Consider the following 17,099-nt stretch of genomic DNA (forward strand, 5'->3'; position numbering starts at 1 on the left):
CAGCACCGGAGATAAATATTAGTGTTATATAGCGGATCCATTGCAACATGTTTTTCCCTGTGGGAATTTAATTCTAAAATAATGTCTAATATTGTATTCCAGATAACGCAGCAGCTGCACACCAGAAGTGCTAAACATAGTCTTAAAGTTATAATAATGAGACTTTGCTCATTTTTAATTAGCCGTTAATCTAATAGAGAAAAGATTATAATATTTATATTAGGAATATATGATGCAAAATCATATATTCCAGTGATATTAAGCAATGACAAATTCAATACGGGTTTTAGAAATTAAACCGTGACCATGCTGGCAGAAATAATCCACCGCACCACACGCTTTTAACACCTGTAACGGTTGGTGGCAGTCAGGGCAAAGTGCCTGGACGATGAAATCTTTGTCGCAAGTTACGCAGTGAGCCGTCTCACCTTGACGTTCGAGAGGTTTTTGGCAGATTGGGCAGCTGAGTTCCATAAATGATCCTCATATTTTCATGGGTTTCCCTTTCCATATGGAAAGGGAAACCAGATAAGTAATTACTTACTTTTCTTGATATGCTTCATCAGGCGCTTACGCTTGCGCATCTGGGTCGGCGTCAGGGTGTTACGCTTGTTCGCATATGGGTTTTCCCCTTCTTTGAACTGAATACGAATCGGCGTCCCCATCACATCCAGAGACTTGCGGAAATAGTTCATCAGATAACGCTTGTAGGAATCCGGCAGGTCTTTCACCTGGTTACCGTGAATCACCACAATCGGCGGGTTATAACCACCAGCGTGGGCATATTTCAGCTTCACGCGACGCCCGCGAACCAGCGGCGGCTGGTGATCTTCAACAGCCATGGTCATGATTCGTGTCAGCATAGACGTACCCACGCGACGGGTAGAGCTGTCATATGCTTCACGCACTGATTCAAAGAGGTTACCAACACCACTGCCGTGCAATGCAGAAATAAAGTGCACGCGAGCAAAATCGATAAAGCCCAGACGGAAGTCCAGCGTCTCTTTCACCTGCTCTTTCACTTCCTGGCTCAGGCCATCCCACTTGTTCACCACAATCACAAGTGAGCGCCCACTATTGAGAATAAAGCCCAGCAGGGAGAGATCCTGATCGGAAATACCTTCGCGTGCATCAATGACCAGCATCACCACGTTGGCATCTTCAATTGCCTGCAACGTTTTGATTACTGAGAATTTCTCTACAGCATCGGTGATTTTGCCGCGTTTACGTACGCCTGCGGTGTCAATGAGTACATACTCACGTCCGTCACGTTCCATTGGAATGTAAATACTGTCACGCGTTGTGCCTGGCATGTCGTAAACCACAACGCGTTCTTCACCGAGAATACGGTTAGTGAGCGTAGACTTACCGACGTTCGGACGACCCACTATCGCCAGTTTGATCGGCAGACTTTGAGGATCGAAGTCGTCTTCCTCTTCGCCGTTCTCTTGCGCTTCAAATTGCGCCCAGTATTCTGCGTCTTCGTCCACTTCTTCTTGCGGGGCGAGATCTTCCATCCACGGCAGAAGGACGTGCTCCAGCAGGCTTAATACGCCACGGCCATGAGACGCGGCAATTGGGTAGATTTCGCCTAAACCGAGCGAATAGAAATCAACAACTGCCTGGTCTGGATCTAAACCATCAGTTTTGTTTGCCACCAGGAAGGTAGGTTTTTCTCGGGAGCGCAGGTGCTTGGCAATAGCTTCATCTGCCGGCATCAGGCCAGCACGCGCATCAACCATAAACAGTACAACGTCTGCTTCTTCAATCGCCAGCAGCGACTGTTCCGCCATGCGGGTTTCAACACCGTCTTCCGTACCGTCAATACCGCCGGTATCAATACAGATAAACTCGCGGCCTTCAATTTCTGCACGACCGTACTTACGGTCACGAGTCAGACCCGGGAAATCCGCAACCAGCGCATCTCGGGTGCGAGTTAGACGGTTAAATAACGTGGATTTTCCTACGTTAGGGCGCCCGACAAGCGCGACCACAGGTACCATGTTTAAAGCCTCATTTTTATAAATCATCAGACAACGATCGCTTTTTTTGCGTCGTTGTTAAAAACAGGAAAACGGCCCCTGTCCAGGAGCCGTTTTCAAAGTGAACGACAGAGACGATTAACGTGTAATGGAGTACACAGTCCCGTCTTTTGCCTGGATCAGCAGTTTGCCATCAGCGGCAACCGGTTCGGTCTGGAAACCGGAGCTATCAACTTTTTGCTGGGCAACGAAACGACCATCTTCGACATTAATCCAGTGCAGATAGCCTTCACTGTCACCCACCACCAGGTTGCCATTATACAGCACCGGAGAAGTCAGCAGGCGATGCAACAGATCGCTTTGCGTCCACAGCGTAACGCCGCCATCAATGGTCAACGCCATCACCCGGTCATTTTGATCGACCAGATAGATACGGTTACCGTCGACGATGAAATCATTCACCGAACCCAGTTCGCGTTTCCACATAATCTGACCGCTGCGCAGATCAAGCGCCGTCAGGTTACCATTATAGGCCAGTGCAAAAACAACGCCGTTAATGATTACTGGAGTTGTGTCAACATCGCTCAGACGGTCGATTTCAGTAGAACCGGTCGACTGGGAGATGCGCTGTTGCCAAATCATCTGGCCCTGTTGCATCAGTACTGCGCTGACGCGGCCATTATCACCACCAACGACTGCTGCGCCAAACGCTGTGGCTGGCGCAGATTCGCCACGCAAAGAGAGCGAAGGCATATCGAGGTTAACTGTCCATTTAACAGCACCGTCTGCTTCGTTCAGCGCTTGCAACTGACCATTACTGGTGTGGATAAGTACCAGACCATCGCTAACCACCGGGCGAGAAAGTGCTTCGCCTGCGACTTTAGTTTGCCATGCTACAGTACCATCGCTGGTATTCAGCGCGTAAACCTGCGCCTTTTCGCTGCCAATGTAAACGTGACCACCTGCTACGGTCACGCCGCCAGAAAGCAATGCCGGCTCTTTAGACAACCAGCCATCTTTCTCGGCCAGACTGACAGACCAGATTTCTTTGCCGTCATCCGCATTCATCGCTTTTACTAAACCAGCGCGATCCGCTGCATAGACAACGTTGTCCGCCAGTGCCGGATGAAGATTAGAATAGAAGTTGCCAATGCCGCTACCAACAGAGGTGCTCCACGCCGTGGTCGGCGTAAACTGGTTTTCAACGGTCGGCAATGGGGACATCTTTACCACATCTTCTTCGCTGTTAAACAGCGAACAGCCGCTTAAAAGAGTAACGGAAAGCAGTCCTGGCAGCAGTAATTTACGCAATTGCATCGGGTCCCTCTCAGATGGACAAATTATTAATTTTCATCTGCATCATTTCGCTCAGTGCCGGGGTAGCATCGCTTTTCACGCCTGCTTCCCATGCACTACGCGCACCTTGCTTATCACCTTTGCTCAGCAATGCTTCACCACGCAGGTCGGCAACAATAGCAGCCCACCCTTCACCTTTAATGGTTTCAAGGGTTTTCAGCGCGGCATCAGCCTGCTTGAGCTGCACCTGAACTCGGGCAAGACGCAGATTTATCACGGCTTTGAGATTTTCATCGCTCGTGTCCGCCAACCCTTGTTGCAATTGGGCGGCAGCTTTCTCTAGTTCATTTTTGTCAACAAATTGCTGCGCAAGTTCCAAAGAAGCCAGCGCGCCATAAGTATTTTTATTTTCAGCAGCGAATTTTTCCGCCGCTGGAATGCTGTCTGGTTTGCCTTCGCTAACTGCGGTAACCGCATTGTGATAGGCAAGAGAAGTGGAGCGTGCGGAATCAACCTGATGGCTGTTCCAGTAGCGCCAGCCAATCAGTGCGCCAACGCCCAAAATCACCCCAACAGCCAGTGCTTTGCCATTTTCAGCAAAAAAGCGTTTAACCGCTTCAACCTGGTCGTTTTCGTTCTCGTAAATTTCCACGCTGTCCTTCTCCTTCCTTAACCCAGTAACGTGCGCAAATGCGCGGCTACGCTATCCTGCGCAACTGCCGTTTGCTCACCAGAGCGCAAATCCTTCACTACTGCCGTGCCGTTGGCCACTTCGGACTCACCCAGCACCACAGCAACGCGTGCGCCCCATTTATCAGCACGGGCAAACTGTTTCTTAAAGTTGCCGCCGCCGTGGTTGGTCATCAATTTCACACCCGGTAATTCATCACGCAGACACTCAGCTAATGCCAGCGCCGCAGATTGTGTATCGGCGCCTGAAGCCACCAGGTATATATCGACAACGGGATCGGCTTTAAATTCCGGATTAACTGCCTGAACTAACAATACAAGACGTTCGAGGCCCATCGCAAAACCTACTGCCGGTGTTGCACGGCCACCCAGCTGTTCCACCAGACCGTCATAACGACCGCCTGCGCACACGGTTCCCTGGGAACCGAGGCTGTTAGTCACCCATTCGAAAACGGTACGATTGTAGTAATCCAGACCACGCACCAAACGCTGGTTGACGGTGTAGGCAATACCTGCGCTCTCCAGCAGTTTGCACAGACCAGCAAAATGCTCGCGAGACTCCTCGTCAAGATAATCGCCTAACGCCGGAGCGTCATTGAGTAACGCCTGCACTTCCGGATTTTTGGAATCCAGCACGCGCAGCGGGTTGGTGTACATGCGGCGTTTGCAGTCTTCGTCCAGCTTTTCTTTATGCTGTTCGAGGAATGCCACCAACGCATCGCGGTAATTGGCGCGTGCTTCCAGCGAGCCGATAGAGTTCAACTCGAGGGTAACGTGTTCAGAGATACCCAGCGCACGCCACCAGCGGGCGGTGAGCATGATCAATTCGGCGTCAATATCCGGCCCCTGCAGACCGAAGACTTCACAACCTAGCTGATGGAATTGACGATAACGGCCTTTTTGCGGACGCTCATGGCGGAACATCGGCCCGATATACCACAGACGCTGTTCCTGATTGTACAGAAGACCATGCTCGATGCCGGCGCGTACACAGCCCGCCGTCCCTTCAGGGCGCAAAGTCAGGCTGTCGCCATTGCGATCCTCAAAGGTGTACATCTCTTTTTCAACCACGTCGGTGACTTCACCAATCGCACGTTTGAATAGCGGGGTCTGCTCTACAATCGGCAAGCGGATTTCACTGTAACCGTAGCTGCCGAGCACGTTTTTCAGTGTGCCTTCAATGCGCTGCCAAATGGCCGTTTCGCCAGGCAGGTAATCGTTCATGCCGCGAATGGCTTGAATGTTTTTTGCCACGTTTATTCTCTTTCTGAATATAAAAATGAACCCTCAACGCTTCCGTCAATGTTTCGGGAGCTATGCGGGTTCAATCATACACGGGAAGCGAGGCGCTTCCCATCACGTTATTATTTTTCAACCTGCTGAACGTCAATTCGACGCGCTTCGTCCAGCTGACTGGCTTTCGCACGAATGCGCGCTTCCAGCTGGTCGATCATGTCATTGTTGTCCAGACGGTCTTTGCGCACGCCATCTTCGTAAAGGCCGCTTTTCTTGTTACCGCCCGTGACGCCGAGTGTAGAAACCAGTGCCTCACCAGGGCCATTCACCACGCAACCAATGATCGAAACGTCCATCGGGGTAATGATATCTTCCAGACGCTGCTCAAGTGCGTTAACCGTACCAATGACGTCAAACTCCTGACGAGAACAGGTCGGGCAGGCGATGAAGTTGATCCCGCGCGAACGGATTCGCAGCGATTTAAGGATATCGAAACCGACTTTGATCTCTTCAACCGGATCGGCAGCCAGCGAAACGCGCAGCGTGTCACCAATACCTTCAGACAGCAACAGACCTAAACCGATGGCAGATTTCACCGCCCCACTGCGTGCGCCACCGGCTTCGGTGATCCCAAGATGCAGCGGCTGATCGATCTGTTTTGCCAGCAGACGGTACGATTCTACTGCCAGGAAAACGTCTGACGCTTTAACACTGACTTTAAACTGATCGAAGTTCAGACGATCAAGATGATCAACATGACGCATGGCGGACTCAAGCAACGCCTGCGGCGTCGGTTCGCCATACTTTTCTTGCAGATCTTTTTCCAGCGATCCGGCGTTAACGCCAATACGGATCGGAATGTTTTTATCGCGCGCACAGTCAACCACCATGCGAATACGCTCTTCATTACCGATATTGCCTGGGTTAATGCGCAGGCAGTCGACGCCGTATTCCGCCACTTTCAGCGCAATGCGATAGTCAAAGTGGATGTCGGCCACCAGCGGTACGTTAACCTGCTGTTTGATGAGTTTGAACGCTTCTGCCGCGTCCATCGTCGGTACTGAAACACGGACGATATCGGCACCAACACGTTCCAGCGCCTTGATTTGATTGACCGTCGCTTCGACGTCCGTCGTGCGCGTATTAGTCATGGACTGTACGGCGATGGGAGCTCCATCGCCAATCGGCACATTCCCAACGTAAATACGTGTTGATTTTCTACGTTGAATTGGAGCCTGGTTATGCATGCAAAATCTCCCGCGTTACCCGTCTGTTACTGCGCCGGTGATTGTTCGGCATTTAGGGTCAGACGCGCAACCTGGTTAGTTCTGATAAAACGACTCAGATCGACAGGTTTCCCTTGATACTGGATCTGTACTGCGGCTGGCGCACCAATTTTCAGTTTATACGGTGCCTGACCGGCTAAATTCAAGTTACCGCCTTTACGCTGCATCCCGCTGAACAGTTTTTTGCCAGTAGAATCGGTGACTTCCAGCCAGCAATCGGCAGTAAAGTTCATGACCAGCGCATTCGGGTCAGCCGCTGGTGTTGTTACACCAGCCTGATCGGTTGGCAGTGGTGCCGCGTCATCTGGCGTCGTTGCAGTTGGCGCGGTCGTAGCCGCGGTATCCACATTCGCCTGCGATGGCGGAACAACTGCGTTCTGCGCTGGTTCAACGGCAGGGGCTGGCGTGGTCACGTCTGACGTTTGCGTGTTTGCAGCGGTAGTATCCGCAGGTGCTGACGTCGTGGTGGAGTCACTCTGACTAGCATTTGAGGAGGTATCTAACGGCACGCTCTGCGCCTGGTCGCTATTACCGTTCAGTTCGGCTGTGGTCTGATCGGCCATAGTCGTGATCTCTTCCTGCTGGGCTTTGTGATCTTGCCACCACCAGGCACCGCTCAGTCCAATCACCACGAATAACACCAGCCAGGTGAAGGTCATCAGCCAGCCATCGCGTTTTTTACGTCGCTTGCCGAGAGAGAAACTCTGCATGGGCGCAACTTTTGCGGCCCGTAACGGAGCCTGTTTTTCCAGCCCCGGCAGCAGTTCTTCTTCCGGAATATGCACCAGTCGTGCATAAGACCGGATATACCCGCGCAGGAATGTTGATGCAAGGTCGGCTGGCGCCTTATCCTCTTCAATATCGCGTACCGTGGAAACCTTCAGACAAAGTCGTTCGGCAACGGCTTGCTGGCTAAGTCCAAGTTGTTCGCGGGCATTACGCAAGCGAGCGCCGGTAGTAAGTGCTTCATTTTGGTCGTGCGTGGCTTCAGTATTCATTCGCTGCAGGTACGTTTAAATGAGAATTGAGATGCCGGTGAGTCATCATACTCACCCACACCGCGAGACATCCATTAAGTTAACCTTTATCATACAGTATAAGACTGTCTGTGTGCTCATGACAAAGCCCACATGAATCAAAGCTAACTCACTGTTGCATCGTTACATACTGCCTTAAAGTCAGCAAAAACGCACCGTTAATATTGATCAGACAATTGCAACTTAATGCTATATTCATAAAAGATTACGCCACGGTACAAAAAGTAACCGTGGCGCAAGAGACATCAAACCGTTTTCACGTCGATGGCTTCTCCCTGCATCCGTTTGCGCAGGGTACGTTTAGTACGGTCGATAACCTCGCCCGCTAATTGCCCGCAGGCTGCGTCGATATCATCCCCACGCGTTTTACGCACGATGGTTGTGAACCCATAGCTCATCAACACTTTTGAGAAGCGATCGATACGACTGTTCGAACTGCGGCCATACGGCGCGCCCGGGAACGGGTTCCACGGAATCAGGTTGATCTTACACGGTGTATCTTTCAGCAGCTCCGCCAGTTGATGCGCGTGCTCTGTACCGTCGTTAACATGGTCAAGCATCACGTATTCAATGGTGACGCGGCCCTGATTGGCATTGGACTTTTCCAGATAACGGCGCACCGCAGCGAGGAAAGTTTCGATATTGTACTTTTTGTTGATCGGTACAATTTCGTCACGAATTTCGTCGTTCGGCGCATGCAGAGAGATTGCCAGCGCAACGTCAATCATATCGCCCAGTTTATCCAGTGCCGGAACAACACCCGATGTAGAGAGCGTCACGCGACGTTTAGACAAGCCAAAGCCAAAGTCGTCGAGCATGATTTCCATCGCCGGAACGACATTGTTCAGGTTGAGCAGCGGCTCGCCCATGCCCATCATCACTACGTTAGTGATCGGACGCTGACCGGTGACTTTTGCTGCGCCGACGATTTTCGCCGCACGCCACACCTGGCCGATAATTTCCGACACCCGCAGGTTACGGTTGAAACCTTGCTGGGCAGTGGAACAAAATTTACACTCCAGCGCACAGCCAACCTGCGAGGAGACGCAAAGTGTGGCGCGGTCGTCTTCCGGAATGTACACCGTTTCAACGCGCTGATCGCCCACGGCAATTGCCCATTTAATGGTGCCGTCAGATGAACGCTGTTCTTCAACCACTTCCGGTGCGCGGATCTCCGCCACCTCTTTCAGTTTGCCGCGCAACACTTTGTTGATGTCGGTCATCTCATCAAAGTTGTCGCAGCAATAGTGATACATCCACTTCATCACCTGATCGGCGCGGAAGGGTTTTTCACCTAAATCTTTAAAAAACTCCCGCATCTGCTGACGGTTGAGATCCAGCAGGTTGATTTTTCCATCTTTTGTGGTGACGTTTTCAGGTGTGACTAATTGTTCAGACATATGCTATTCCGGCCTCGTTATTACACGTTATGGCCCCTGGAGGGTTGAAAAAAGAAACGCCCCGGTGAGCTGCTGCTCGTCCGGGGGCGCTACATTGTACAAATTCTGGCGCATGGATGCCACGTTTGCACGCGGCATTTACGAAAATATTAACGTGTGCGCGGACACACTTCGCCTTCACCGAAGAAGAAGGCGATTTCGCGAGCGGCGGATTCGACGGAATCAGAACCGTGGGTACCGTTTTCGGTCAGGCTGTCAGCGTAATCAGCGCGCAGAGTACCGGCCAGTGCGTTTGCCGGGTTGGTCGCGCCCAGCAGATCGCGGTGGCGCTGAACGGCGTTTTCACCTTCCAGTACGGAAACCACGATCGGGCCAGAGGTCATGAACTCAACCAGACCATCAAAGAACGGTTTTCCATCGTGTTCAGCATAAAAGCCACGAGCCTGTTCAACGGTCAGGTGCAGCATTTTGGTGCCGACAATTTTGAATCCAGCAGCTTCAAAGCGCGCAAAGATATTACCAATAACGTTTTTTGCTACCGCATTCGGTTTGATGATGGAAAAAGTACGTTCAATAGCCATTTTTACCTCTGTAAATTATTCTGTTGTTGTCTGTACCAGCGTACGAGATGGCGCGGATTATAATGAGCTACAGGGCCGTTGACCATTGATGAAGGTAACATTTTTTTAAAATAAACCGAGTTTAAGCAACAAAATCTGACAAAACAGACTACTGCATGGCAAATCTCACCGTCGCGACCTGTCCCATTTCATCCATCACCAGTAACTGATAATCACCTTTTTCACTCAAACGCAACGTAATGTTACGCCCACGTTCAGTTAACGGCGCACCATTAAGAAACCACCATCGTCCACCTGCGCCACCCGTGGTTTGCACAGGCAAAGAAGCATCAGCAGTGCCAGGTAAACGTTTAATAATCGCGCCATCGCGAACGCCTGTCAGCTGCAGCGGGAGCTGGGCATCGTGACCGTACGGCGGGCAACTTGTTGATGCCGATGGCAGGCGTGCGGCGCGGCGCTCCGATGCGGGCAGCCAGGGTTCCAGCGGTAGCGGCCAGACATTTATCATTTCTTGTCGCGCCTGAGGGCAATCAGCGGCAACACGTTTGCCGTTTTCATCCAGCCAGATGGGGAAACGAATGCCGTTAATGCCTTCCTGCTCCGGCAGTAATAGCGTTGGCGGCAGGCTCCCGTCCAGCAGCCAGGTTGCCAGGCGGCGGCGACAGTTACCGTCACCTTCCGGCAAAGACTGTCCGCCAGGCCAGCAGATAACGCCACGGCTTACGGAGTCAGGACGCGGGTCTTCCGGCAGATTCGCACTGCGCGACAGTAAGATATTATTGACCTGATTCAACAGCGGTACGGCGCTGGCAAAACCAAACTGACCGACAACGGGCGTGCCGTCCGGCCTGCCGGTCCAGATACCGACCACATAGCGAGCGTTTATCCCTATTGCCCATGCATCGCGGTAGCCATAACTGGTTCCTGTTTTCCACGCCAGTGGTACGACGCGTGGCAAGGCACCATCCGGAAGCGGCTGCGCTTCATCTGCCATAATACGGCGGATAATCCACGCGGCCCCCGGCGACATTAACGGTCGCTCAAGTAATGGGTCGCCCGGCTGTAAGCGCAACTTACCCGCCTTACCGTGGCGAGCAAACGCGGTATACGTTGCGGCCATATCTTCCAGTTTTGCACCAGCGCCGCCGAGAATGAGCGAAAGATTGGGCGCAGCACCGTTGGGCAAATACAACGGCAATCCAACATTGCGTAATTTTGCCGCAAACCGTTTCGGGCCATAGGCTTCCAGCACCTGCACAGCAGGTAAGTTCAGCGAGCGCACCAGCGCCTCGCTCATGCTGATCGGGCCATGAAAACCGCTGTCAAAGTTACCAGGTCGATAATCACCGGTGCGTCGGGGGACGTCTTGCAACAGCGATGCCGGGTGGATCAAACCTTCATCCAGAGCCAGACCATAAACAAATGGTTTGAGCACCGATCCTGGCGATCGGATCGCATTAACCATATCAACATGACCAAAGCGTGAATCATCGTTGAGATCGACCGATCCTACCCAGCCGCGAACACGCATATCGGTATGATCAACCACGATCATTGCCAGTGAGCTGCGCGCCGGCAATCGTCCTTTCCAGTTTTGCGCCAGTTCTTCCAGACGTCGTTGAAGACCTGCATCCAGCGTAGTAACGATTTTGTCGCTTTTCCTTTTACCGAGCATCATGCGCGAAAACAGCGGTGCCAATTGCGGCATTTGTCGGGGGGCCAGCCAGATAGGCTCTTCACTAGATTCTTTTACCTGCTCACGGGACCACACACCTTGCGCAGCCATCCGTTTGAGCACTTTATTACGTGCGGCCTCGGCACGTTCCGGCCAGCGATCCGGGCGCAGTCGGCTGGGCGCTTGCGGTAACACCGCCAACATTGCTGCCTCGGAATAGCTCAAATTTGCAGGCGATTTCCCGAGATAAGCCCAGCTTGCCGCACCGATCCCCTGTAACGTACCGCCAAACGGGGCGCGGTTAAGATACAAGGTCAGAATTTCACGTTTAGACAGGTACCATTCCAGTTGAAATGCGCGCCAGAGCTGGCGAATTTTACCGCCAAAGGTTTTCGAATGTGGATCAAGCAGGCGAGCTACCTGCATAGTGAGCGTACTGCCGCCGGAGATAACCCGACCAGAAGTAAGATCCTGCCAGGCAGCACGAGCCACCGAGAATGGGTTCACGCCTGGATGCTTCCAGAACCAGCGATCTTCGTAATTGATCAGTGCTTCGAGATAACGCGGAGAAACATCTTCGATGGTTACCGGATAACGCCAGATGCCGTCAGCATCGGCAAAGCGCCAGAGCGGCGTCCCATCCTGCGCCACGACGACGCGTGCGGGGTTAACTTCATGTAGCGGCAGAGGCCAGAGTTTATCTGCCCCCCACGCCGCCAGAATGATAATAAAGGGCGTGACTGCCAGCGTTATCCAGCAGCCACGTTTGGTTAACAGACGAGGCATTTACGGTCTGATAATCAGCAAATCTTCAGTAGCGCCAGTCGCCCGCCATTGGGGAACATACATTGATTCCACCATCGGTTGCGGAACCTGATACGTTCCCGGCGTTACCGCCCGTGCCAGATACACCAGCGTTACCGGCTGATATTCATCAACAGCAACCGCCGCCACAAAGCGATCGTCCCGAAACTCAATATGCTTAATGTTCGCTTGTTGCATTTGATTGAGTAGGTTTTGCACTTCGCTGCCACTTTGCTCCAGGCTGGCGCTGCCGTTAGCCAGGTTCTGGTTTTCCAGTTCCAGGCCCGCTGGCAGTAAATCAACGACCAAAGCATCCGGCACGCTGTCACTGGCTTTTACCTGCAACCAGACCAGCACCAGATCGCCGCTACGCAACAAGTCCAGAGACTTACTCTTACCGTCAGTACCAAGAATATGACGCTCAATTTGCAGCACATTGCTCGCTGGTTGTGGTGCGGATTGCGGATAACCGCTGGCATCCACACGCAGCCATAACGGCTGGTCACCACGGTTGGTCACCTGCAAGGTGGCAAGTTGATCGCTATTCAGATTGCTGTTTTGCGCTTTCTCGCCTGTCAGCGGCTCAGTTGAGAAAGAGGTTTGCGCCTGCCATTTACCCGGTAAATCCTGAATCGTACGGGCAGCCAGGAACAGCGCGTTACTTTCCTGGGTCGAGAGCCAACGTTCGCCAAATGCCTGCTGTGAAAGGGTGTTAAGCAATGCATTCTGTGCATCAGGCAGTAGCTTGTTCTCTTCAAGTAAGGAGAGCATTAACGCGTTGTCGCGCAGTGGGCTACCGTAATCACCCAGCCATTTCCGTTCATCGTTACGCGGCGTTTTCAGCGCCAGCGCAATCGCCTCTTCACCACGCGTCGCATCACCCATGGTTTTCAGCGCAACGCCAAGTTGCAGCAGCGGTAAACCAGAAGCCGCATCTGCACGACGCTCCCAGATTTCACGTAGCGCACCCAGCGGTGCTTTTTGCTGCCGTGCCAGGATCAGTGCAGCGTAAGACTGAACGGCAAACTTACTGGCTTTAAGATTATCAGCGTACGGAATCGACATCATGCCCGGATCTTGTAAATAGCGCAGCAGACGCTCGTTTCCACGATTAATGGCTTCTGTCGGCACGCTGTAACCCTGTTCACCTGCGCGGACAAGGAAATCCATCACGTAGGCGGTCAGCCAGTACTCTTCGTCACCGTTTTTATCCCACAGGGCAAAGCCGCCGTTATCACGTTGCATTTGCAGCAAACGAGAAACACCAATATCGACTGCCGTACGGCGTTTATCATCGCTGTCGCCTTTGATGCCCAACGCCTGTAGCTGGGCTGCGTTGGTATAAAGTGACGGGAACAGGCCGCTGGCGGTTTGCTCCAGACAGCCGTACGGATACGCTTTTAACTCTTTGATATAACGTGCGATGTTCAGCGGTGGTTTGCCGCTCAACAACAACTGCCCTTCCAGCGTAACAGGAGAGAAGTTTTGCAACCCATCAGCCGGGAGCGCCCAGGTTTCACCAGGCTGTAACGCCGTACCGTAATTGACCGTTTGTGCCGGGAATGCCGGACGGACGCCGATTTTCCACTGCTTATGCTGATCGGCAACGGTTTCACCTGGTAACGCTAACCCGCTAATGGTGGCCTGAATTTCACCATCGCCAAACCCCGTCAGAGCACGCACCGGGATAAACAGCGTAGTACGCACCCCTGGCGCTAATTCAACAGGTGCGGGGGAATTACTCACCAGTTCAAGCAAGCCACTGACGGTCAGAGCAACGTTAAGTTTTTGCGGTTTATCAGTAAGATTAGTGATATCCAGCGTCAGACGTGAGGTGTCGCCGCTAGCCATAAAGCGCGGCATGTTCAGTTCCGCTATCACGGGTGCGGCAACAACCACTTTGCTTTCGTTGCTGCCGAAATCATCTGCCGTCCATGCTTGCGCCATGACGCGCAATTCACCGTTAAAATCGCCAATTGGCAATGTAACCGTGCCTTCGCCCTGCTCGTTGAGCGTTACCGGCAGCGCCTGTTGCGCGACAATATTGACGTGATTTACTGGCGGTTTGCCACCGCGTTTCAGTTCATCACCATCGCCACCAAAACGCAGTGCAGCCAGACGCCCCTGACCTTCAATAACCTGACCGTAAATATCGTAAATGTCTGCGCCATAGCGTTTCTGACCAAAGAACGCCTGCCACGGATCTGGCGTGACGTAGTCAGTAATATTCAGCACACCACTATCAACGGCAGACACCAGCACATTCACCTGTTTAGGCTTCTCGCCATTTTTAGTGCTGGCTTTAATTTTCACGGTTAATGGTTGATTGGGACGCATTTTTGCTGGTGTTTCCAGCGCCAGATCGAGGCGACGGTTTTCATCACCAAGCGGCAAATGCAACACACCAACCGCGCGTTTTGGCGTCGCGGAGCGAGATTTATCGCCAGGACGCACCACCAGCGTACTTAAATACAGATCATGACGATTCCAGGTTTTATCGACCGGAATCGTCAGATCCAGCCCTTGAGCCGGAACATCAATCTCTTGCCACCACAGCGGCCCTTCACTGGACTCGACCATCGCATAACCTTTACCCGCCGTTGGCGCGGCGATATGCAACTTAATGGTGTCGCCCGGGCGATAACTGGCTTTATCCAGTTTCAGCGTGACACGGTCCGGACGCACTGCGCCGCTACCGTCGCTATTGTCCTGCCAGCTATATCCGGCCCAAAAACGCACGCTACTGACCGCTTCATTCGGCGCTTTGACTTCCAGACGATAAGCGCCCCACTCTACCGGAAAACTGACCTTGCCGGTTTCGTCCGCTTTCAGATCCAGCGTTTGCTCATTTTCGATCAGATCTTTTTGATCAAACTGTGACTTCCAGCCTTCATCTTCCGACCAGTTCCAGTAGTAATCGCGACGTTCGCGAATCAGTCGCACCTGCAAGCCCGACACTGCTTTTTTCACGCCCTGCGCATCGCTATAAACGATATCAAAAACAGCGTTACTGTCTTCATCAACAATGGGCTGTTTTACCATGCTGTCAGTACGATAATCGTAAACTGATTTTGAAGAGAACTGCGGACGGATCCCTGGCAGCACATCGGCAGGCCAGATAGCCTGCTCAGCGCGGCGCGTCACGGGGCGACCGCCAGATTCCAGCAAACTCCCCTGGAAAATAACCTGTAATGGGGAATGTACTTCCTTCCACTGGCTTTCAGTGGAAACTTCGCCACGCCCTTTATCATCCAGCGTCAGCTGGACTTCATCCAGCGAGCGAGAAAGGTTTTCGGCAGCAATATCGCCAAATTCGAAACCAGGCAATGCAGAAACCGCTTCACGCAGCGGCCGCAAGAAAAGCTGTCCCTGCAAGGTATTGCCATTAGCGGGCGCACCGTACAGGTAGTACCCCACCACGGAGAATTTCACTTCGTCTTTTGGTGTTAATGGCGTTTTCTCGCCGGTCAGATTCAGCGCCATGCGCTCCGGCATAAAATCTTCGACGTGGAAATCCCACATCCGATACTGGTTATCCCCAGTGTTGGCTCGGATATGCCACATTCCGGTTGCCACAGTGCTATCCAGCGGCCAGGTAAAGTGGTAGAGGCCATTTTCCGGCTGGCTAACAACACTACGCAGTACCTGCCCGTCAGGTTTAATCACGTCCAGTTTGATGGGTTGATCCGGCAGAGCTTTACCGTCTGCATCACGCAGTAAGCCGTTGAGGATGACCGTTTCGCCAGGGCGATAAAGATCGCGCGGGCCAAACATAAAGAACTGTTTGCTGTAGCCTGGCGCGCCAGCAATGTTAAATTCCGCTAAGTCCAATGCCGGTAGTTTTAAATCGAGCAGCGTTGTTTGACCGTCTTTACGCGCCAGCAGTAGCGCCGCATTTTTATCATTTTCCAACTGCACATGGCCCTGTGAATCACTGGTCGCCTGAGTCAGAGTCTGCCCTTTCTCATTTAATAGCGAGACTTCAATTCCTTGCTGGGCCGCGCCGTTTTCCAGGCTTTGAGTAAAGATATCCAGACGATTGTGATAACGGTGAGCTGAAACGCCGATATCACTTAACGTAAATAGCGTGGCTGGATTACTGTAATCGTAATGTCCGGCCTGATTCATTACAGCCAGATACACGCCCGCCTGCTGAAGCGGCTTGATATCGCCGAGCGGCAGCAATAATTTTTCGCGGGTGTTACGCGCAGGATTGAGATCAAAACGTCCGGTGTAGACCAGGTCCGCCATCTCCAACAGTTTGTCCGATTGCCAGTTCGCCAGCGAATTGCGGTATTCCCATTGGCTAATGAAAGCTGGCAGCGATTCCGGCTTAACACGGAAGAAGTTAACATCGACATTGTTAACGTTGAGCGCCATTACTGGCAGTCCTTCCACGACTTTTCCGGGCAGCAGCGAACCACGGCTGGCAAAGCCGACGCTGGGTTGGATATCGCGGGTGGTGATGGTTTTTTCGTAATCTTTACTGAAGGTTGCGTTATTGAGTGCCTTAACTTCCTTGCCAATAGTGACGATCAAATCACGTTTCGGTTCGAGGTGGCGTAAACGCAGTTCTTTGAGATTATCTGACAACTCCCAGGCGCCATCCACTTTGCCGCTCTTTTTATCGACGACATGAATAACACGCGAGAAGTCCTGATCCGGGTCGAGAGGAACGGAGAAAGTCAGTACCAGCGTGGCTGCGCCATCGAGCTGTACCTCAGAGAGATCCAGCAATGTCAGTGCCTTACCCGCACTCTGTTGTGCCAGTTTTTGTCGCGCCGGCGAGGAGAGTTTCGCAGAAGTCGCATTTGTCGAAGATGACTCTTTAGCAACTTCAGAAGACGTATCTTTTTTCACTGCAGTTGGCGCGTTATCGTTGTTGTCGCACCCTGCCAGCGCCAGCATCAACATACAGGCGGCTAAGCGTAACTTTTTCATCTCTCATCCCTGCCACAATGGCCCGTTAGCAACGTCGAATGATTATTATGCGTGAGAAATGACGTTATGTAATTCACTATCACATCTACAAAATCCGAATTTTAGTGAGAAATGTGGCTCAGGCAGCCAAATCAGCCTCTTTTGCTTGTCGCTTTTCGGCAAACATCCGAC

11 protein-coding genes are annotated in these 17,099 nt (G+C 52.3%); all 11 read right to left on the minus strand.

The features are described from left to right. Window positions 1–258: 258 nt before the first annotated feature. Window positions 259–474: a zinc ribbon domain-containing protein gene (locus tag D9597_RS07570; RefSeq protein WP_130207487.1), complete on the minus strand. Its 216-nt coding sequence runs from the start codon at window positions 472–474 to the stop codon at window positions 259–261. 62 nt (window positions 475–536) lie between these two features. Next, complete coding sequence (gene der / locus D9597_RS07575; protein WP_130222030.1) at window positions 537–2,003, minus strand: ribosome biogenesis GTPase Der; 1,467 nt, start codon at window positions 2,001–2,003, stop codon at window positions 537–539. 117 nt (window positions 2,004–2,120) lie between these two features. Further along, the gene (gene bamB / locus D9597_RS07580) at window positions 2,121–3,299 is read right to left on the minus strand and encodes an outer membrane protein assembly factor BamB (RefSeq protein WP_130222031.1); all 1,179 of its coding nucleotides are present in this window, start codon (window positions 3,297–3,299) and stop codon (window positions 2,121–2,123) included. 10 nt (window positions 3,300–3,309) lie between these two features. Continuing rightward, window positions 3,310–3,930 carry an ancillary SecYEG translocon subunit YfgM gene (gene yfgM, locus D9597_RS07585; protein ID WP_130214611.1) on the minus strand — a complete coding sequence of 207 codons (621 nt, stop codon included), beginning with the start codon at window positions 3,928–3,930 and terminating at the stop codon, window positions 3,310–3,312. Between the two features lie 17 nt (window positions 3,931–3,947). Next, a complete protein-coding gene (hisS, locus tag D9597_RS07590) occupies window positions 3,948–5,222 on the minus strand; it encodes a histidine--tRNA ligase (protein ID WP_130222032.1) in 1,275 nt (424 codons plus the stop codon). Window positions 5,223–5,332: 110 nt separating this feature from the next. Next, window positions 5,333–6,451, minus strand: coding sequence for a flavodoxin-dependent (E)-4-hydroxy-3-methylbut-2-enyl-diphosphate synthase (ispG, locus tag D9597_RS07595; RefSeq protein WP_000551807.1), 1,119 nt, complete (start codon window positions 6,449–6,451; stop codon window positions 5,333–5,335). Window positions 6,452–6,477: 26 nt separating this feature from the next. Further along, on the minus strand, window positions 6,478–7,488 hold the full coding sequence (rodZ, locus tag D9597_RS07600; protein ID WP_130222033.1) for a cytoskeleton protein RodZ: 1,011 nt from the start codon (window positions 7,486–7,488) through the stop codon (window positions 6,478–6,480). 284 nt (window positions 7,489–7,772) lie between these two features. Further along, window positions 7,773–8,927, minus strand: coding sequence for a bifunctional tRNA (adenosine(37)-C2)-methyltransferase TrmG/ribosomal RNA large subunit methyltransferase RlmN (locus tag D9597_RS07605; RefSeq protein WP_130207500.1), 1,155 nt, complete (start codon window positions 8,925–8,927; stop codon window positions 7,773–7,775). Window positions 8,928–9,076: 149 nt separating this feature from the next. Then, window positions 9,077–9,508 carry a nucleoside-diphosphate kinase gene (ndk, locus tag D9597_RS07610; RefSeq protein WP_000963835.1) on the minus strand — a complete coding sequence of 144 codons (432 nt, stop codon included), beginning with the start codon at window positions 9,506–9,508 and terminating at the stop codon, window positions 9,077–9,079. Window positions 9,509–9,656: 148 nt separating this feature from the next. Beyond that, the gene (gene pbpC / locus D9597_RS07615; RefSeq protein ID WP_130222034.1) at window positions 9,657–11,969 is read right to left on the minus strand and encodes a peptidoglycan glycosyltransferase PbpC; all 2,313 of its coding nucleotides are present in this window, start codon (window positions 11,967–11,969) and stop codon (window positions 9,657–9,659) included. Next, window positions 11,970–16,928 carry an alpha2-macroglobulin gene (gene yfhM / locus D9597_RS07620; protein WP_130222035.1) on the minus strand — a complete coding sequence of 1,653 codons (4,959 nt, stop codon included), beginning with the start codon at window positions 16,926–16,928 and terminating at the stop codon, window positions 11,970–11,972. Between the last annotated feature and the right edge of the window lie 171 nt (window positions 16,929–17,099).

It is taken from the genome of Escherichia sp. E13S3 (genome assembly GCF_004212325.1).
In the GTDB taxonomy this organism is placed as follows: Bacteria; Pseudomonadota; Gammaproteobacteria; order Enterobacterales; family Enterobacteriaceae; genus Escherichia.